Origin of the sequence: Paenarthrobacter nitroguajacolicus (genome assembly GCF_031455195.1) — a bacterium.
Classification (GTDB): domain Bacteria; phylum Actinomycetota; class Actinomycetes; order Actinomycetales; family Micrococcaceae; genus Arthrobacter; species Arthrobacter nitroguajacolicus_D.
On sequence record NZ_JAVDSH010000001.1, the window covers coordinates 446,843 to 465,004 of the forward strand.

The window sequence follows — 18,162 nt, forward strand, 5'->3', positions numbered from 1 at the left end:
TATGAGCGATAATAGAACAGGCTGTTCTATTATCGAACAAGCGAATGTCAACCAGCCCACGAAGAAGTGAGGAAAGCCCGTGCAGTTCCACCACCACGGTTACGTATCCGGTGACCCCCGAGTCGAGCCGGCGGCCGGCGTCGGCCTCGATCGACCAGCCGGGCTTCCCGATGAAGTAGATGTCCTCATTGTGGGCACCGGCCCGGCAGGAATGTTGACGGCGGCGCAGCTGTCCCAGTTCCCGGGAGTCACCACCCGCATCGTTGAGCGTCGCCCGGGCCGGCTCGCAATTGGACAGGCCGATGGGATCCAGGCGCGCAGCGTCGAGACGTTCCAGGCGTTTGGTTTCGCGGAGCGGATCATTGCCGAGGCCTACCGGATCACCGAGATGGCGTTCTGGAAGCCGGACCCGGCCGACCACTCGCGCATCGTCCGTGCTGCCCGCGCGGTGGATGACCCCGCGGGGATCAGCGAGTTCCCGCACCTGATCGTGAACCAGGCGCGGGTGCTGGACTACTTTGCCGAGTTCATGGCCAACTCCCCGGCCCGGATGCGGCCCGACTACGGCTACGAGTTCGTCGGCCTGAAGGTCACCGGCCAGGGCGAGTACCCCATCGAGGTGACGCTGGGCCACACCTCCGGTCCGAACGAAGGCCAAGAGCGCATCATCCGAGCCAAATACGTCGTGGGTGCCGACGGCGCGCGCAGCAAGGTTCGCGAATCCATTGGCTGCCATCTTGCCGGGGACCAGGCCAACCATGCCTGGGGCGTCATGGATGTCCTCGCGGTGACGGACTTCCCCGATATCCGCACCAAGTGCGCCATCCAGTCCGGCTCTGGTGGGAGCATCCTGCTGATCCCGCGCGAGGGCGGGCATCTGTTCCGGATGTACGTGGACCTGGGCGAGGTCGCCGCGGATGATCATGGCGCGGTGCGGAAGACCACCATCGAGCAAATCATCGCCAAGGCCAATGACATCCTGCACCCCTACACCCTGGATGTCCGCAACGTCGCATGGCACAGCGTCTACGAGGTTGGCCACCGGCTGACGGACAGGTTCGACGACGTTCTGCCGGAGGAGCGCGGTACCCGCACCCCGCGGGTGTTCATCACCGGAGATGCTTGCCACACCCACTCCGCTAAAGCCGGCCAGGGCATGAATGTGTCCATGCAGGACGGCTTCAATATCGGCTGGAAGCTCGGGCACGTCCTGGAAGGCCGTAGCCCGGAGTCCTTGCTGGATACCTACTCGGCCGAGCGTCAGGTGGTGGCGAAGAACCTCATCGACTTCGACAAGCAATGGTCCACCCTCATGGCCAAGAAACCCGAAGAGTTCGAGGACCCGGCAGAACTGGAAACCTTCTACACCAGCACCGCGGAGTTCCCTGCCGGGTTCATGACGCAGTACGCGCCCTCCCTGCTCGTTGCCGAGGCAAAGCACCAGGAACTCGCCACAGGCTTCCCGGTAGGCAAGCGCTTCAAGTCCGCCCCCGTCCAGCGCGTCTGCGACACAAACCCCATGCACCTCGGCCACCACGCCAAAGCGGACGGCCGTTGGCGGATCTACGTCTTCGCCGACGCCGCCCAAGCGGGTACCGAGGGCCCGGTCGCGGAGTTTGCCGAGTGGCTCGCGACCGCAAGCGACTCGCCGCTGGCCGCGACGCCGTCGAACCTTGACCGCGACGCATGGTTCGACGTGAAGGTGATCTACCAGCAGGACCACACCGGCGTTGACATCAACGCCGTCCCGGTCGCGTTCAAACCCACCGTCGGCCCTTTCGAGCTCACCTACCTTGAGAAGGTCTTCGGAACCGACCCGGCAAACGACATCTTCGAACAGCGCGGACTCAGCCGCGACGGCGTCGTAGTGGTGGTCCGCCCCGACCAATACGTCGCCAACGTCCTGCCCCTGACTGCAACTGCGGAACTCGGCGAGTTCTTCAGGCCCCTGCTTTCGGCGCACCACACGGTAAGTGCCGCCGCACATGGCCTGGTGAGCAACCAAGCCTAACGATGTACCCCCAAGTGCCGGGGAACCCACGCAGGGTTCCCCGGCACTTGGTACTTAACGGTGTCCCGAAGATTTACATCCCCGTAACGCAAACCCCTAGTCGCAAACCAAATTGCAGAGTATGTTAAATGCAAATCAGTTTGCAGCGTGATGTGGGTTACAAGGAGTAAAAGACCGTGACAACCAAGCAAGACGAGGCTGGCTCCTCCCCCGCAGCGCGGGAACCCATGGATCATGCGTGGCTCGGGGACGCCCTTCCAGAGGTTGCGCTGTCCAAGTCCCAGGCGCGTGTTGTGGAGGTCATCGCCCGTAATCCGCAACTCTCTTCGTACGCGGACATCGCCGAAATTGCACAGCGCTCGGACGTGAACAACTCCACCGTCGTCCGCACGGCCCAGCGGCTGGGCTACCGGGGCTGGCCGGACCTGCAACGCGAACTGCGGTCCCGGTACCTGGTGATGATTTCAACCGAAGACACCCTCCTCGAACACGGCGAACATCGCAGCCCCCTCCACGACGCACTGAACCACGACATCGAGAACCTGCGGCTCACGCTGGACTCAAACACCGCCGAAGACGTCGAGGCAGCCATCGCTGCCCTTGCCTCAGCTCGGTCCATCACCGCCATCGGCATCGGGTCTTTCGCTGGACCGGCCAGCGTCATGGCACACCTGGGGTCCACCATGGGTTACCCCATCACGCTGGAAAACCGCGGCGGAGTCCATCTTGCATCAGCAGCGAACAGCCTCGGCGCCGGTGACGTCCTGGTGGTGGTGAACATGTGGCGGTCCGTCCAACAGATCATCCTTACGGCCGAAGCCGCCAAGCAAGCGGGGGCCACGGTAATCGCCATCAGCGACATGCGTCGAGGCCGGCTGGCCGCCGCTGCGGACCATCTGCTGATTGTTGCCTCGGAAGGCATCTCCTTTTTCCAGTCCGTGACTGCAGCGAACTCCATGGTCTACGGCCTGCTGGCCGGCATGGAAGCGGCCCACCCGGAACGCAGCCGCGCTGCCATCCGCCGCACGCAGCAACTCTGGAAAGACCTGGACATCTACCTGGACTGAGGCCACCCGTCGGCCGCCACACCTCAACACCCCTCTAGGAGTACCTCATGAGCAACAACCGCCGCGTCGCCGTCATCGGCCTGGGATCCATGGGTGGCACCATGGCCACCACCCTGCACAGCGCGGGTTGGGAAGTCACCGGGTTCGACCCTTCGGAAGCTGCACGCGATGCAGCTGCGCAGGCTGGAATATCCACCACCGCAGAACTCAAGGACCTTGCAGGCACACCCTTCGTCGTGCTTTCCCTCCCCTCGGCTGCGATTGTCGAGGCAACAGTGCCGGTACTCCTCTCCGCACCCGGGACCATCGCAATTGTGGACACCACCACCTCCGAGCCCGCCACCAGCAAATCCATGGATATCTTGGCTGAATCCAAAGGTGCCGCCTTCATTGACGCCCCGGTTTCCGGCGGACGCGAGGGAGCCGCGACCGGCACCCTGAGCGCCTTCGTCGGAGCAAGCCGTACCGCCGCGGAGGCCGCGCGGCCCGTCCTTGAAGCCCTCACGGGCGGCAGCTACGCCCACATCGGCGGCCCCGGGAGTGGCAACGTCGTCAAACTCTTGAACAACGTCCTGGCCGCAGCCAACCTGGTTTCCGTCGGAGAAGCACTCGGCGTGGCGAAGGCCTACGGCATCGACCCGGCCGTGGCGGCTTCAAGCATCAGCAATGCCTCCGGCGGCAGCAAAGTCTCCGCCAACATGTACCCCAACTGGGTGTTGTCCGGCACCCACGATTCCGGCTTTTCCCTGGGACTGATGGCCAGGGACGCCGCCCTCGCCATCGATGTCGCCCGGCAGATCGGCGAACAGCCTGAGCTCCTGGCGGCAGCGGCCAGCCAGTGGCAGGAAGCCCTGGCCGCCCTTGGACCGGCAGCAGATTTCACCGAAATCGCCAGGACGGTAGCACCCGCAATAACTCCCGCCGGCGCCCCCCACAAGACCACCGTGGCCTAGCCTCTCCCAACGAAGGACAGTACTTTGAGCATCACCACAGCACCCGCTGCATCCTCCACCGCCACCGCCCGCGACGTCCTGGAATCAGCCTTTCCCGGCGGTCTGGGCGCGTTCCTCGACGGGCACGTGGTTTTGGGATCCGGCGACACCATCACCCTGACGTCGGCAGCTACGGGTGAACCCTTTGCCGCCTACTCCGATCCTGGAGCCGACGGTGCCGACGCCATCCTGGACAGCTCCGTCCGGGGCGCGGCAACATGGGGCGCCTTGAACGGGTTCGAGCGCGCCGCCATCCTCCGGAACGTCAGCAGGGTTGTCGAAGCCCATGGTGAAGAGCTGGCGATCCTCGAATCAGCCACCACCGGCAAGCCCATCCGGGACGCCCGCGTTGAGGCCGCAAAGGTCGCTGAAATGTTCGGCTATTACGCAGGCTGGGCGGACAAACTGACCGGCCAAACAATCCCCGTGCCGGGACCCTGGCATACCTACACCGAACGCGTGCCGTGGGGCGTCGTCGTCGCCATTACACCCTGGAACGCTCCGCTGTTCACGGCCGGCTGGAACTCAGCCGCCCCGCTCGCCGCTGGCAACGCAGTGATCATCAAGCCGAGCGAATTCACGCCGGCCACAACTGTCCGGCTCGCCCAATTGGCCCACGAAGCCGGACTCCCCGAAGGCGTCTTCAACGTCGCGGCTGGGCTGGGACAGACTGTTGGAGCCCGGCTCACTTCAGACCCAAGGGTAGGGAAAGTCAGCTTTATCGGTTCGGTCCCGACAGGGCGCCGCGTCGCTGTTTCAGCTGCGCAGGCCGGCATACCCGCATTACTCGAACTTGGCGGTAAGAGCGCCAACATCGTTTTCGCCGACGCCGACCTGGAGCGGGCCGCCGATGGAGCGATCTCCGCGATCTTCTCCGGTGCCGGCCAATCCTGCGTCGCCGGCTCGCGACTGCTCGTAGAGCGCAGGGTGCACGCCCGCTTCGTCGAAATGGTGGCTGAACGCGCCGCCCGGCTGCGGGTCGGCGACCCGATGCACGCCGAAACGGAAGTGGGTCCGATTATCACGGCACCTCAGTTCGCCACTGTCACCTCGTTGATTAAGGCCGGAATGCACGACGGCGGCCGTCGCCTTACCGGAGGAGCGTTGCCTGAGTCGCTGACCGGCTCGAACCTGTCGGGCGGACACTGGGTCATGCCCACGCTGTTGGATGGCGTGACACCCGCGAACCGCCTGGAAACCACGGAAGTCTTTGGTCCCGTGGTGGGTGCGGATGCCTTCGACTCCGAGGGTGAGGCCATCGCCCGGGCAAACAACACCAACTTCGGCCTGGCCGGCGCCGTGTGGACCTCGGACATCTCCCGCGCCCATCACATTGCCCGCGAAGTGAAGGCTGGGACCTTCTGGATCAACTCCTACAAAACCATCCACGTCGCTGTTCCCTTCGGTGGTTTCGGCGATTCCGGCCACGGCCGCTCCTCCGGACCGGGCGTCCTGGACGAATACACGCAGACGAAGGCTGTCTGGGTTCCCACCCGTGCGGCCGGATCCCCTTTCCCGTCACTGTCCTACTAGCAGGAAGAACCATGGAAACGACTAACACAGCATCTTCGGACGAGACGCTTCGCGCAGCGCTGGCAGATGGCGTAGCGACCTGGAAGCCGCAAGTGCAGGCGTTGTCGGAGGACCTGCACGCAAATCCAGAGCTCTCCTTCGAGGAAGTCCGGGCAGCCGGGGCAATTGCCGCTCTCCTGTCCGAAGGCGGCTTCGACGTCACAGCGGGAACTGCGGATCTGCCCACGGCCTTCACCGCGAGCGCCGGGACCGGAGACCTGACCGTTGCCCTGTGCGTGGAATACGATGCCCTGCCATCTGTGGGCCATGCCTGCGGACATAACCTCATCGCGGGTGCTTCCGTGGCTGCGGCCCTGGCTCTCCTTCCCCACGTGGACGAGCTTGGCATCACCCTCAAAGCGATTGGTACCCCGGCGGAGGAGCACGGGGGCGGCAAAGTGCTGATGCTCCAGCGGGGAGCCTTTGACGGTGTCGGGTTGGCACTGATGGTCCACCCGGTTCAGGACGGGGTGACCTATAACCCGGCAGGGACCACTGCCCAGGCTGTTGGTCGCTACGAGGCTGTTTTCACTGGTAAGGCGGCCCACGCTGCGGCCGCCCCGCATATGGGTGTCAACGCCGGGGACGCGGCCGTGCTCAGTCAGGTAGCCATCGGTTTGCTTCGTCAGCAGATTCCCGGTGATCACCGGGTTGCCTGCTATGTGGCTGAGGCCGGGCATGTCACCAACATCATCCCGGATCACGCCGTGGTTCCGTTCGAGTGCCGCGCTTTTACTCTTCCGGAGTATGAAGCGTTGCTCGTGCGGGTCAGGCGGTGTTTTGAAGGCGCAGCAATTGCCACAGGAACCACTTTGGAAATCACTGCTGCGGAACCGCTTTACGAGCCGCTGATCCAGGATGCGGAACTTGCCGCCCACTGGACAGAAGCCATGGACGCGTTCGGTAAGGACACTTCTCCAGCGGCGGGTATGGGAGGCGGCTCTACGGACATGGGAAATATCTCCCAAGTGATTCCATCGCTGCATCCATGGCTGAGTATTCCCGGCGCGAACGTTCCCATCCATTCGCATGGCTTCGCGGCGCTTGCGAACACCCCCGAGGCGTACGCCGTGATGTTCGAGGCAGCCACCGCGCTGGCTTGGACAGTGGCGGGCGCCGCAACCAATCCCCAACAGAGAGATCGCTTCGTTAAGGCGGCCTACCGTCGCGAAGCCACGATTCAGGAAGCATCATCATGAGCACCAGCACCGAAACCACGCGGACGGACAAGGCCGGCACACGGCTGACGCTTCCTGTTGCCGCACTGGCTTTTGTCATTGCCCTTGCGGTCCAGTTCATCGGCCAGGCCAAGATTGATCTCGGCATTGGTGCGATCATCATTTTCCCCATGGTCTGGGGCTTGATCCTTGGCTTGCTGGTTTCCATCCAGAAGTTCAAGCCGCTGGGCCTGGACCTCCAGCGTGTGGCCGCCGCCCTTGTTGGTGTGGCAGTCCTGCTCCTGGTGGCCAGGCTCGCCTTCAATATCGGCCCAAGCCTGCCGAGCCTGATCAAGGCCGGCCCCGCGCTGCTCCTGCAGGAAGTTGGACACCTGCTCGGAACTGTAGTGTTGGCGCTGCCCCTCGCAGTCCTGTTGCGCATGGGCAAGGCAACCGTGGGGGCAACGTTCTCCTTGGATCGTGAACCGTCCTTCGCCATGGTCTCGGAAAAGTATGGCCCCGATTCGGACCAGTACCGCGGTGTCCTGGCCATGTACGTTTTCGGGACCCTGTTCGGCGCCATCTTCATCACGCTGCTGACCTCCTTGGTAGCCAACTGGAAGATTTTTGATCCGTTGGCCCTGGCCATGGGTGCCGGTGTCGGTTCGGGCTCCATGATGGCTGCCTCGGCTGCGAGCATCATTGCGGCCTATCCGGGTGACCAGGAGGCCATTCTGGGGATGGCTGCAATTTCCAACCTCATCACCACCATCCTTGGCGTGTACGTAGGCATCTACATTGCCTTGCCTGTGGCTGACCGGTTCTACAAGGTACTGACCCGCACCAAGGAAACCGCAAAGGTGGCTGCTGGCGCTGCTCCCCTGGAGCGTTCGGCAGCTGAGCTGGAGCAGGATGGCATCCAGGCTGAGGAGAACCGCCGCTTCCGTGAAGAGGTGGCGAAGTCCTCGGCGGCCATGAAGCTGCCGCTGTGGCTTTCCCTGTCTGTCCTGACGGTCCTGGGTGTTGGCACTGCAGCGGTAGCTGCCAAGGGCTTGAGCCTGTCCATCCTTGCCGGCTACGGCATCATGTTGGCTTTGGTCCTCGTCAGCCTGTTGCTGGCCAGGATCACCAGGAAAGTCTCTGCCATCGTTTTTATCACCACCATTGGTGCGTACATCTCAAGTCCGTGGTTCTTCGGGTCAGGGGTCTTGAACGAAGCCGTCAAGGCGGTGGATTTCCTTTCCATCGCCACGGTGATGTTGACGCTGGCCGGGCTGTCCCTTGGCAAGGACATCCCCTTGCTGCGGAACATCGGGTGGAAGATCATTCCCGTGGGCCTTGTTGCCATCACTGCGTCCTTCCTTCTATCCACCGTGATTGCCGAATTCGCCCTGGGACTCTGGCACTAGCCGGTACCAGCTGACTTGTTGGGTCGGTCCAAACCGCCGCAACACGTACAGCCCGGATGCGCTCACTCACGTGCGGGCATCCGGGCTGTTGCGTTGGTTCACGAACCTTCCCCGCCCCGATCTGGCGAACAGGGGCGATCAGCGCGAGAATGGGCGTGTGGTCCTTCCCCGCCCTGGCGGAAGCGGCGACACCATGAATCCCGCCGCACGAACGATCCAACGTGTGTACCTCACACTGACGCTGGGTAATACCGTGGCGGCGTCCTTCATCTGGGGTATCAACACCCTGTTCCTGCTTGATGCGGGCCTCAGCAACTTGGAAGCCTTCGCCGCGAATGCCTTCTTCACAGCTGGCATGGTCCTCTTCGAAGTTCCCACCGGGGTGGTCGCCGACGGTTGGGGCCGCCGCGTATCGTTCCTGCTCGGTACCGTGACACTGGCCGTGTCCACCTACCTGTATTACCTGCTCTGGCAGCTCTCAGCCCCGTTTTGGATGTGGGCCGTGATTTCGGTCCTGCTGGGACTTGGCTTCACGTTCTTTTCCGGAGCCGTCGAAGCGTGGCTCGTGGACGCACTGCGATTCTCCGGTTACGAAGGCGGGCTCGAATCCGTGCTTGGCCGCGGGCAAATGGTCCAGGGCCTCGCAATGCTGTTTGGGTCCGTCGCGGGCGGCGTGATTGCCCAAGCCACCAACCTGGGCGTGCCTTTCCTTTTGCGCGTGGGGGTGCTGCTTGCCATGTTTGCAGTGGCCTTCGGTCTCATGCACGACGTCGGTTTCTCGCCTGAGCGTTCAACCAGCCCCATGCGGGCTGTCCATACCGTACTGACGGCCTCGATAGACAACGGCCTGAAAAACCGACCCGTTCGGTACATGATGCTGGCCGCTCCCTTTAGCGCCGGCGTCGGAATCTACGTCTTTTACGCTCTGCAGCCGTACCTCCTCGACCTTTTTGGCGACCCGAAAGCTTATTCCATCGCGGGCCTGGCCGCCGCGATTGTCGCAGGCTCGCAGATCCTGGGCGGCTGGCTGGCCCCGCACGCCCGGGGACTGTTCCACAAACGCACGTCAGTGATGATCCTGGCCGCCCTGGTGGGTGCCGTGATTCTCCTGGTGCTGGGATCCACGCGCGTGTTCTGGGTAGCCCTGGTGCTGCTGGCGTTGTGGGCCGTGGTGGGTTCTGCGGCTACTCCGGTCCGACAGGCGTATGTGAATGACATGATCCCGTCGAAACAGCGGGCCACCGTCCTCAGTTTCGATTCGCTGATGGGTTCCAGCGGAGGAGTGGTGATCCAACCACTCCTGGGCCGCGGCGCGGACCTTTACGGTTATCCGGCCTCATTGGCCATGGCCGGCGTTATCGAGCTTATTGCGGTGCCGTTCCTGCTGGCGAGCAGGAAGCAAGGGGCTGCGGCGGACCGGGCCAGCACCTTGGCTGCGGAACCGACCCGGGAGGGCCCAGCAGAAACGCCTAGAACGACCTGACCGTGAACCCCAGGCCCAGCAGTCCCCGGCCTGCTTGCTCAACAATGGGGTCGAAGCTGAGCGTGGGGTGGTTGAGGAGGACATTGACGTCCCTCTGGATGCGCTGCAAGGGATGCGACAAGCGGTGTGCGCTGCCGCCCGAACCCGCGACGATGAGCCTGACCGCGGCCTCCGACGCCTGGCCGCTGAGGGCAAGCGATAGCCGGTACCGCGACCGCTCCGTATCTGTCGGCTCGGTGCCTGTTGGCTCCGTGTCCGTTGGCGCCGTACCGGAGCGCGCGATGGATGCCGCCAGAATCCGGACCGCCTCCTCCCAATGCAGCCGGGCAGTGGCAACGAGTCCGAAGGCCTCGGCGAAACGTGCTTGGGCCAGTACAGAGTCCGCTTGGCGCACCTCGGTAGTGTTTTTGACCTTTCGCACCATCAATTGCGCTTGAAACAGCTCCAAGGCATGCTCTGCGGCGCCCAAAGCGGTGGACGGTGCCACCAGGTTCAGCAGCGTTGCCATGGGGATGTGAAGTGTGGGGTCAGGGTGGACCAGGCTGCCGGGGTTGTCCGAAGCGCTCAGGTGACCCCATTCCATGACCCGGTAGTCCGGGACAAACAGGTGATCTGCCCGCAGGTCATTGCTGCCCGTCCCCCGCAACCCTGCGGTATGCCAGGCGTCCATCAATTCGAGCGCCGCGACAGGGACCAACGCCTGGAGACGGACACCGTCGCAGTCAACAGCCAGGAGCGCCCACTCCGAATGCATGACTCCTGAAGCAAAACTCCAGTGGCCGGAGATGCTGTAGCCACCGGTAACCTTCGTGGCGGCACCAACGGGCGCACCCGTCGCTGCGGCCAGTGGAACCGTGCCCAAGGCAAAGACTTCGTCCTGGACTTGCTTCGGCCAGCGGGCCAACATCCACACATGTTCCATCAGGTGCCCGGCGGTCCATGCAGTCGATGCGCAACCGCGGGCAAGTTGCCTGACCACCTCAGCGTAGGTCTCCACGCCCATCCCGTAACCACCAACGCCCTTGGGTGCGAGGAGGCGAAAGACGCCCGCCTGGCGGAGGTCGGTCATGGTGGATTCGGGCAAATGGCGCAGTTCCTCGGTTTCGGATGCGCGTTCCCGGAGGCGCGGCAGCAGGGCCCCCACCAGGGAGATCAACGTTTCCGGGCTTGGCGCTTCCGTGTGGAATCCCGGTCTCCGGACCTCCGGGACAGGCTCAGGCAATTCCAGCACATGTCCTGTCCGGTCGCGCTTGGCTGCCAGGTAGGCCAGGTTGGCTTCGGACACATGGACGCCGGTGGGCACTCGTTCGCTGATGTCGATTCCCAGTGCGGAGAGCTGCGCTGCCTTGTCAGGATTGTTGCTGAGAAGCCGGATTCGACTGGCACCAATGGCCTGGAGCATCTGGACTCCGGCAGAGTAGTCACGTTCGTCTTCGTCATGGCCAAGAGCCAGATTGGCTTCGTAGGTATCCAGGCCGTTGTCCTGGAGCGTGTAAGCATCCAGTTTGGAATAAAGGCCAATGCCCCGGCCCTCCTGTCGAAGGTACAGCAGGAAACCTCCGACGGCGGCAATCTCCTCCACCGCTTCACGCAGCTGTGGACCACAGTCGCAGCGCTCGCTGCCGAAGACGTCACCTGTCATGCATTCGCTGTGAAGGCGCACCAGAGGAGCAACACCTGTTTCGCTATCCTGGGCCAGCAGGGATTGCTCCCATGAGCCGAGGGCAAGAAGCAAATGCTCCTTGCCGTCAGCCAGGCCGTGGAACGTGAAGACTTCCGCCGTCGTCCGGAATCCGTCAGGAAACTGAAGCGGCACGGTGACGTTGCTGCGAACGGTCGCCCTGGGCAGCGATGCAGCGGGTGGTGCGGTGTCCAGGCAGGCGGTCATGTGGGGTCCTTCAGGGTTTGACAGGAAGGCAAAGCTTGAACCTTCAAGTTAACCGTACAACCCAATGGTTGAACCTGCAACTAAAATGACGAGCGTAGAGTCCCATGCGGGAAGATAGGGGAAACCTCTTCAGAAAGCGTGGCCGCATTGATTTCCCTACAGCAGGATCCCCAAGGTTTCATCCGCATGAAGCGCCACTTCCCAAACGGCATCCACGTACAGATCACCTTCACCGATGGCACGCAGGAGATCCTCAGTGGCCGGCAACTCAACGAGGCCTACGACCAAGCCCTGGCGGACTACCGGGCGGGTAATCACCTCGACGCCAAGGGCTTCTCCCGTGGACCGCAAAAGAAGGTTCACCTAGGCATCGAGTACGTTCCGGTCAAGCCGGGGATGGGGGCCTAGCGGACGCGGAGCCTGAACCCTGAACAGCCAAGGAAGCGAAACGGTCACTCTCCGAAAGAGCTACGCCCTGCCGGAGGCATGCTCAACGCAGACCGGCGTCCATGGCCGGGCCTCCAGCCGGCCCTCTGGTATTACCGCACCACACACGGCGCACAATCCATAGCTCCCTGCGGCAATGCGCTCAAGAGCGGCGTCAATCTGGGCCAGCCCACGCTTGCTCTGCTCCAGTAGCGCAGAGGCCTGGGAAAGTTCAAAAGCGATGGTGCTGCCCTCGGGGTCATGCTCGTCATCAACATTCGAGTCCTGCCGTGCGCGGTTCACCGATGTGATGTCACTGCTCAGCGCCGCGAGAAGTTCGAGCTTCTGCTGCTTCTCGTCCTCCAGGAGGCGCCGAAACCGCCCCGAATCAACCACGTCGGTTCACAGGTCCACCGTGCCGCTTTCGCCGACACTCATCCGCGAGTGGGTGACCTTGGACTTCACCCACTGCAGCACAGTCGCAGCCGTGCCTCCAGGGCTGGTCCAGTACTCGGCAGACTCAGAGTCGACACGCAACAGGCAGACCTCCGGGGTCTCAGGGCCATCCGGGAACCACGCTTCCACTGTCTGGTTCCACATGTCGCGGATTATCTGCCGATCAGTGACCACCTCGGCGTTCCCCGCAACAGATACCCACTCCGTGTTCTTTCCAAAGGACACGTTGACCCGTGGATCATTTCGGACGTGCGCTACCTGTGAGGTGCCCAGTCCCGTGAAGAACCACATGTCGCCGTCGTCCTTGACATCCTGGACCGCCAGCGGACGGCTAACCAAAGCACCTTGTTCATTGACTGTGGTCACCATGCCAATCCTGGCACCGTTGATGATGTCCGTGACTTTGCTGATGTCGCGCTCTTCTGCCATGTTCGCCTCAACTCTCTTCGTTCGGGGACGCCCCCATGCCCAGCCTATTAGTAAGTTTGCTTATTGACTACCGGCTGGCCCACGGCTGCTGGACAGGGAATCAAGAAGGGCTCCTGTCCGTTCCCATTTCATGAAGGAGTATTGTGGCCGCGGCCACATGCGCCTCGGGTTGAATGACGACAGGAAGTGTGGGGACTGGCCATGACGTTGAAAGAAACCATCGCCCATGTGGAGGCAGCGCACCGCATGGTCCGCGAAGACAAAGAGTGGGACGGGCTGTCCATGGATTTGTGGGAGGCGTACAACCTCCAGGACGAGGACCTTATTGAGCAGTTGCGGCCGCCGTTCCTGCAATCGTGGCGGACCGTCACCACCTACGTCCTGCGCGATACCTTCGATGCGGCCGGGATCACGGTGGCGGATCCGAGCCACCCGTGGGGCATTGCAACGCTCACAGCAAATGGCGCCAGCAGCGAGCCCCTCTTATGGCGTGAGGCCGGTGACGGAAACCGCAGCATCGAAGGCCCCGCAGGCTTCGAACTTCTGACGTTCTCCGAAACCATGACCCACTACGCCGACTGCTTGAAGAGTTTGCTCCCCGAACAGCCCTAGTCCCGGCTGTCCACCAGGGCCCTGCGCATCCTGTTCCTGTGCGGTGCCTCACCCTCGGCCGGCCGGTGGGCCGTCGATAAGGGTGGGAATGTACTCGAGCATCTGCAGCCCGCCCCCAAACGTCCTGCTCCCTACCATTTCAAGGGAAACGTCCGGATAGCCATCGTAAATTCGCTCCCGTCCGGTTCGACCGGTGATAACGGGGAAAACGACCAGTCGGTACCTGTCAACCAAACCTGCGACGAGCAAGGATCGACAAAGACTGAGGCTGCCGAGGGTCATCAACCTTCCCGTTCCAGCTTCCTTCATCCTTCGCACTGCCTCCACCGCATCACCGCGCACGAGCTCCGAATTGGGCCAGGCCAAAGGTTCTTGCAGGCTGGAGGAGAAAATCACCTTGCCCATGGCAGCCAACCCGGTCAGGGCGGCGCCCTCCTCCTCGGAAAACCCTGAATCTGCCCCGGTGGCCTGCTCGGACATGCCCGACATGACCCTGTAGGTGTTCGCCCCCATCAGGGTAGTGAATTCCTTTTTACCCTCTTCCTCGAGCCAGGCCAGGTACTCCGGACTTTCCAAACCCCACCACCCCGGCCATCCTTCGGCTGAGGCATAACCGTCCAGTGAAATGATCAGATCCACTGTCAACGTTGCGGGCGTGTCGCTCATCTGGGTCTCCTGCTTTTGGCCGCGCGGGTCTACCGTGCGCAAATGCTAGCCCCGGATCGATCAGGCGTTCAAGGGGTCGCAGTTAGAGGATCACCAGGAGCAGTCCGCCGACGGTACTGAGGAGCCCGATGCCCGTGAGGATCCAGCCAAGAATCAGCACGGTGTTGTCGTACCGGGGTGGTTGAAGGGAACACCTGGAGGGGTGGCAGAGATCGTAATGGACCACTACAGACCGCGACGTGAGGCTTCCATCCTTGGCAGCGACATCCAGGAGGACTTTCCGTTCCTCATTGCTTTGGTCCACCCATTGGACTCCCAGGAATCCCCCGGCCGTGAACTGTTCTCCGTCGGCCGTGGCCCAAGGGCAGCGCCGCCTGGCGATGGCCCAGGCTATGACCAGTAAAGGCACGCCCGGGACGAACCCCACCCAGGTCATCATCTCGAGAATGGGGCCGAGGAAATCCATGGAGCCGGCCATGACATGATCCTAGCGTGGGGCGTGTAACGCTTGGTCCATGGACCTGCGCATCCCGCCCTCGCTGACGATCCCGGCCGCTGAACTCAGCTGGCGGTTCTCGCGATCCTCGGGACCGGGAGGGCAGCACGTCAACACCACCGACACCCGCGCCGAACTAATGTGGAACGTCGCGGATTCTGCTGCCATCACCGATGAACAACGGGAGATCCTGCTCCAGCGTCTTGGCCGCAGGCTCGTCTCAGGCGTCATTACTGTGACGGCGTCCGAAGAGCGGTCCCAGCTTCGCAACAGGGAGCTTGCCCTTACCAAGCTGGCCGACCTCATCGCGGCGGGCCTCGCTCCGGAGTCTATCCGCCGCCCGTCCAAACCCACCCGCGGTTCCGCACGACGCCACCGGGCTGCGAAGGAACAGCGGTCCGCAACCAAGCAACAACGACGCCGGCCTGCCGCCGATTAGCCGCGGCCCCTTTTGGCCGGCGACGCCGGATGGCACCATACCTTCATGTCACCTATTCAACGCCTCCGCCCAGCCGGACTGGTCAACAGCCCTGCCTTCAGCCATGTCGCCGTCGTTCCTCCCGGCGCCACCACCATTTACGTCGGCGGCCAGAACGCCGTGGACCAGAGCGGAAAACTGGTCGGGGAAGGCGATGCAGCCATCCAGTCCGCACGCGCACTGCAAAATGCCCAAACCGCGCTTGAAGCCGCGGGTGCCGGCCTCGGCGACGTGATCCATTGGACTGTGCTCTTCGTCGAAGGCGCCGACCTCGCGGCAGGCTATGGAGCGATTGCTGCGCAGCTCGCTTCAGAGGAGCCACCCCTGGTGACGGCAGCTTTCGTGGCGGGCCTGGGCGTACCCGGTGCGCTGGTGGAGATCAGTGCGGTAGCCGCCGTCGTCAGCGCTGAGGAAAACGGTGCGGGAGCCAGACGCCGATAGAGTCGTGTCAATGGACAGCAAACTGATGACGACCCAACGGCCCGGACCCGACCCTGCTGCACCGCAGTCCCCCGCCGAGGACGGCTTCGTGAGGGTCCACGGGGCCCGCGAGAACAACCTCCGCAATATCGACGTGGACGTCCCGCGCGATTCCATCGTGGCCTTCACCGGAGTCTCCGGTTCCGGGAAATCCTCCCTGGCCTTCGGAACCATCTTCGCCGAAGCCCAACGCCGCTACTTCGAGTCCGTCGCGCCCTACGCCCGTCGGCTTATCCAACAAGGCCACAATCCCAAGGTCGAGTCCATCACCGGGCTGCCACCCGCCGTCGCGCTCCAACAACGCCGTGGTACCGCCAGTACCCGCTCAAGCGTGGGAACAGTGACCACCTTGTCGAACTCGCTGCGGATGCTCTTTTCACGTTCCGGGACCTACCCCGATGGCGTCGGGCAGCTCGACTCCGATGCCTTCTCCCCCAACACCGCAGCAGGCGCCTGTCCCGAGTGCCACGGGCTCGGGACCGCGCACACAGTCACCGAAGCCTCCTTGGTCCCCGATCCGACCCTCAGCATCCGGGACGGCGCCATCGCGGCCTGGCCCGGCGCCTGGCAAGGTAAGAACCTCCGCGACATCCTGAGCCACCTGGGCTACGACGTGGACACCCCGTGGCGGAAGCTCCCAAAGAAGGACCGCGACTGGATCCTGTTCACCGAAGAGCAACCGGTGGTGGAAGTGACGCCGCAGCGCGATCGGGTAGCCAAACCCTACAAAGGCAGGTTCTGGAGCGCCCGGAGCTACGTGATGCACACCCTGGCCGATTCCAAGAGCACCACCATGCGCGACCGGGTGCTGCGCTTCATGGTCAGCGGCCCATGCCCACGCTGCGACGGCAGCGGGCTCCGGCCGGAGGCGCTGGCTGTGACCTTCGCCGGGAAGAACATCGCCGAACTCAACGCACTGCCCATGACCGAACTGGCCGACGTTATCCGGCCAACCACGGAGCTCGCTTCTGCAGGGACGGCTTCCCGAAAACAGTCCTCAGGCGAAGCCACGGAAGTAGCCGTTGCGATCACCCGCGACCTGCTCAAGCGGCTCACGGTACTGACCGACCTTGGCCTCGGATACCTGGCATTGGGCCGCCAAACGCCTACGCTTTCCCCGGGCGAAATGCAGCGGCTGAGGATTGCCACGCAGCTGCGTTCGGGGCTGTTTGGGGTGGTCTATGTGCTCGATGAACCATCGGCGGGGTTGCACCCCGCAGATGCCGAATCCTTGCTCGATGTCCTGGACCAGCTCAAGGCCTCCGGCAACTCGGTGTTTGTGGTCGAACACAACATGGAATTCGTGCGGGCTGCCGACTGGCTGGTTGATGTTGGTCCGCGCGCGGGTGAAGGTGGCGGAGAAATTCTTTACAGCGGCCCCGTCGCCGGCCTTGCCGACGTGAAGGAGTCAGTGACGCGGCCGTTCCTCTTCCCTGCTACCAGCAGTGCGGGGAATCAAAAGAACGACGACGGTCCAGCCGCCGCCGGGAGTCGACGGAGCACCAGCCAACCCCGGGAAGCGAAGGAATGGGTGACGCTTCACAACGTCAACCGGCACAATCTGCGCGACCTCGAGGCCGGATTCCCACTGGGCGTCCTGACCGCCGTGACCGGCGTGTCAGGCTCTGGAAAGTCCACCCTGGTCAGTCAGGTCCTGGCAGAGGTAGTGGACGCAGAGCTTCATCCGGGGACCATCGAAACAGCTGACCGGGACGTACCCAACAGTGCGGGGTCAGTCTCCGGGCTCCATGGACTGGACCGCCTCGTCAAGGTCGACCAGAAGCCCATCGGCCGTACACCGCGTTCCAACCTTGCAACGTACACCGGCTTGTTTGATGGGGTGCGGAAGGAGTTCGCTGCCACCGAAGATGCCCGTGCCCGCGGCTTCGGCCCTGGCCGCTTCTCCTTCAACGTCGCTGGTGGGCGCTGCGAAACCTGCCAGGGCGAGGGATTCGTTGCCGTGGAGCTTTTGTTCCTGCCCGGCAGCTACGGGCCTTGCCCGGAATGCCAAGGATCCCGGTTCAACCCCGAAACCCTTGAAGTGAAGTACCGCGGCAAAAGCATCGCCGATGTCCTGGGCATGACAGTGGAGGCAGCGTCCGACTTCCTGTCCGACCTCCCGGGTGTCGCCCGCAGCCTGCAAACACTGCTGGAGGTGGGACTGGGCTACCTTCGCTTGGGCCAGCCAGCCACGGAACTGTCCGGTGGTGAAGCCCAGCGCATCAAGCTCGCCACTGAACTGCAGCGCATCCAGCGAGGGCACACCCTGTACATCCTTGACGAACCCACCACCGGACTTCACCCCGCTGACGTACAGCTCCTGATGGCGCAACTTCACCGGCTCGTGGACGCCGGAAACACCGTCATCGTGGTCGAACACGAGATGGATGTCGTAGCCGGGGCCGACTGGGTGATCGACCTGGGACCGGGCGGCGGCGACGCCGGCGGCACAATCATCGCCGCTGGGCCGCCGGCCGCCGTCGCGCGTTCCACCACCAGCCGGACGGCACCCTACCTGGCAGCCGCTTACGGGCGCTGAG

The 18,162-nt window shown here is 63.3% G+C and carries 17 protein-coding genes; 12 read left to right on the forward strand and 5 right to left on the reverse strand.

What is annotated here, in order from left to right; translation table 11 throughout:
* Positions 1-79: 79 nt before the first annotated feature.
* The 7 genes from J2Y68_RS02095 to J2Y68_RS02125 all read left to right on the forward strand — a co-directional run bounded on the left by J2Y68_RS02095 (position 80) and on the right by J2Y68_RS02125 (position 9,691).
* Positions 80-2,011, forward strand: coding sequence for an FAD-binding monooxygenase (locus tag J2Y68_RS02095; protein ID WP_309989058.1), 1,932 nt, complete (start codon positions 80-82; stop codon positions 2,009-2,011).
* Positions 2,012-2,238: 227 nt separating this feature from the next.
* Positions 2,239-3,078: a MurR/RpiR family transcriptional regulator gene (locus J2Y68_RS02100; protein ID WP_309989897.1), complete on the forward strand. Its 840-nt coding sequence runs from the start codon at positions 2,239-2,241 to the stop codon at positions 3,076-3,078.
* Positions 3,079-3,125: 47 nt separating this feature from the next.
* Positions 3,126-4,031, forward strand: coding sequence for an NAD(P)-dependent oxidoreductase (locus tag J2Y68_RS02105; RefSeq protein WP_309989061.1), 906 nt, complete (start codon positions 3,126-3,128; stop codon positions 4,029-4,031).
* Between the two features lie 24 nt (positions 4,032-4,055).
* Positions 4,056-5,603 (forward strand): aldehyde dehydrogenase family protein, encoded by a 1,548-nt coding sequence (locus tag J2Y68_RS02110; protein ID WP_309989064.1) that lies wholly within the window; start codon positions 4,056-4,058, stop codon positions 5,601-5,603.
* A gap of 11 nt (positions 5,604-5,614) precedes the next feature.
* A complete protein-coding gene (locus J2Y68_RS02115; RefSeq protein WP_309989067.1) occupies positions 5,615-6,841 on the forward strand; it encodes an amidohydrolase in 1,227 nt (408 codons plus the stop codon).
* Positions 6,838-8,208 carry a DUF3100 domain-containing protein gene (locus J2Y68_RS02120; protein ID WP_309989068.1) on the forward strand — a complete coding sequence of 457 codons (1,371 nt, stop codon included), beginning with the start codon at positions 6,838-6,840 and terminating at the stop codon, positions 8,206-8,208. The genes J2Y68_RS02115 and J2Y68_RS02120 overlap by 4 nt, the downstream gene beginning before the upstream one ends.
* 193 nt (positions 8,209-8,401) lie before the next feature.
* Positions 8,402-9,691 carry an MFS transporter gene (locus J2Y68_RS02125; RefSeq protein ID WP_309989899.1) on the forward strand — a complete coding sequence of 430 codons (1,290 nt, stop codon included), beginning with the start codon at positions 8,402-8,404 and terminating at the stop codon, positions 9,689-9,691.
* On the opposite strand, the gene ribA is transcribed toward J2Y68_RS02125, so the two are convergent.
* Entirely contained in the window at positions 9,678-11,579 is a 1,902-nt protein-coding gene (gene ribA, locus J2Y68_RS02130; protein WP_309989071.1) for a GTP cyclohydrolase II RibA, read from the reverse strand. The two genes, J2Y68_RS02125 and ribA, sit on opposite strands and share 14 nt — an antisense overlap.
* Before the next feature lie 147 nt (positions 11,580-11,726).
* Here ribA and J2Y68_RS02135 point away from each other — a divergent pair, with 147 nt between their 5' ends.
* A complete protein-coding gene (locus J2Y68_RS02135; RefSeq protein WP_309989902.1) occupies positions 11,727-11,987 on the forward strand; it encodes a hypothetical protein in 261 nt (86 codons plus the stop codon).
* Between the two features lie 60 nt (positions 11,988-12,047).
* On the opposite strand, the gene J2Y68_RS02140 is transcribed toward J2Y68_RS02135, so the two are convergent.
* A complete protein-coding gene (locus J2Y68_RS02140; RefSeq protein WP_309989074.1) occupies positions 12,048-12,401 on the reverse strand; it encodes a TraR/DksA family transcriptional regulator in 354 nt (117 codons plus the stop codon).
* 6 nt (positions 12,402-12,407) lie between these two features.
* A complete protein-coding gene (locus J2Y68_RS02145) occupies positions 12,408-12,890 on the reverse strand; it encodes a pyridoxamine 5'-phosphate oxidase family protein (protein ID WP_309989078.1) in 483 nt (160 codons plus the stop codon).
* Between the two features lie 201 nt (positions 12,891-13,091).
* Here J2Y68_RS02145 and J2Y68_RS02150 point away from each other — a divergent pair, with 201 nt between their 5' ends.
* Entirely contained in the window at positions 13,092-13,502 is a 411-nt protein-coding gene (locus J2Y68_RS02150; protein ID WP_309989080.1) for a hypothetical protein, read from the forward strand.
* Positions 13,503-13,550: 48 nt separating this feature from the next.
* Here J2Y68_RS02150 and J2Y68_RS02155 read toward each other — a convergent pair whose 3' ends face one another.
* Together J2Y68_RS02155 and J2Y68_RS02160 are read right to left on the reverse strand one after the other, a co-directional pair.
* Positions 13,551-14,168: a dihydrofolate reductase family protein gene (locus J2Y68_RS02155; protein WP_309989083.1), complete on the reverse strand. Its 618-nt coding sequence runs from the start codon at positions 14,166-14,168 to the stop codon at positions 13,551-13,553.
* 82 nt (positions 14,169-14,250) lie between these two features.
* Positions 14,251-14,646: a hypothetical protein gene (locus tag J2Y68_RS02160; RefSeq protein ID WP_309989086.1), complete on the reverse strand. Its 396-nt coding sequence runs from the start codon at positions 14,644-14,646 to the stop codon at positions 14,251-14,253.
* Between the two features lie 37 nt (positions 14,647-14,683).
* Here J2Y68_RS02160 and arfB point away from each other — a divergent pair, with 37 nt between their 5' ends.
* The 3 genes from arfB to uvrA are packed head-to-tail and all read left to right on the forward strand — an operon-like array spanning position 14,684 to position 18,161.
* A complete protein-coding gene (gene arfB, locus J2Y68_RS02165) occupies positions 14,684-15,103 on the forward strand; it encodes an alternative ribosome rescue aminoacyl-tRNA hydrolase ArfB (RefSeq protein WP_309989089.1) in 420 nt (139 codons plus the stop codon).
* Between the two features lie 45 nt (positions 15,104-15,148).
* Positions 15,149-15,583, forward strand: coding sequence for a RidA family protein (locus tag J2Y68_RS02170; protein WP_309989091.1), 435 nt, complete (start codon positions 15,149-15,151; stop codon positions 15,581-15,583).
* A gap of 10 nt (positions 15,584-15,593) precedes the next feature.
* On the forward strand, positions 15,594-18,161 hold the full coding sequence (gene uvrA / locus J2Y68_RS02175; RefSeq protein WP_397334636.1) for an excinuclease ABC subunit UvrA: 2,568 nt from the start codon (positions 15,594-15,596) through the stop codon (positions 18,159-18,161).
* The last annotated feature ends 1 nt before the right edge of the window (position 18,162 follow it).

Excerpts from the sequence above, each read along its gene's own strand:
- J2Y68_RS02100 (WP_309989897.1), top strand. The coding sequence starts at position 2,239 with ATGGATCATGCGTGGCTCGGGGACGCCCTTCCAGAGGTTGCGCTGTCC.
- J2Y68_RS02105 (WP_309989061.1), top strand. The coding sequence starts at position 3,126 with ATGAGCAACAACCGCCGCGTCGCCGTCATCGGCCTGGGATCCATGGGT.
- J2Y68_RS02115 (WP_309989067.1), top strand. The coding sequence starts at position 5,615 with ATGGAAACGACTAACACAGCATCTTCGGACGAGACGCTTCGCGCAGCG.
- J2Y68_RS02120 (WP_309989068.1), top strand. The coding sequence starts at position 6,838 with ATGAGCACCAGCACCGAAACCACGCGGACGGACAAGGCCGGCACACGG.
- J2Y68_RS02125 (WP_309989899.1), top strand. The coding sequence starts at position 8,402 with ATGAATCCCGCCGCACGAACGATCCAACGTGTGTACCTCACACTGACG.
- ribA (WP_309989071.1), bottom strand. The coding sequence starts at position 11,579 with ATGACCGCCTGCCTGGACACCGCACCACCCGCTGCATCGCTGCCCAGG.
- J2Y68_RS02145 (WP_309989078.1), bottom strand. The coding sequence starts at position 12,890 with ATGGCAGAAGAGCGCGACATCAGCAAAGTCACGGACATCATCAACGGT.
- J2Y68_RS02150 (WP_309989080.1), top strand. The coding sequence starts at position 13,092 with ATGACGTTGAAAGAAACCATCGCCCATGTGGAGGCAGCGCACCGCATG.
- J2Y68_RS02155 (WP_309989083.1), bottom strand. The coding sequence starts at position 14,168 with ATGAGCGACACGCCCGCAACGTTGACAGTGGATCTGATCATTTCACTG.
- J2Y68_RS02160 (WP_309989086.1), bottom strand. The coding sequence starts at position 14,646 with ATGGCCGGCTCCATGGATTTCCTCGGCCCCATTCTCGAGATGATGACC.
- arfB (WP_309989089.1), top strand. The coding sequence starts at position 14,684 with ATGGACCTGCGCATCCCGCCCTCGCTGACGATCCCGGCCGCTGAACTC.
- J2Y68_RS02170 (WP_309989091.1), top strand. The coding sequence starts at position 15,149 with ATGTCACCTATTCAACGCCTCCGCCCAGCCGGACTGGTCAACAGCCCT.
- uvrA (WP_397334636.1), top strand. The coding sequence starts at position 15,594 with ATGGACAGCAAACTGATGACGACCCAACGGCCCGGACCCGACCCTGCT.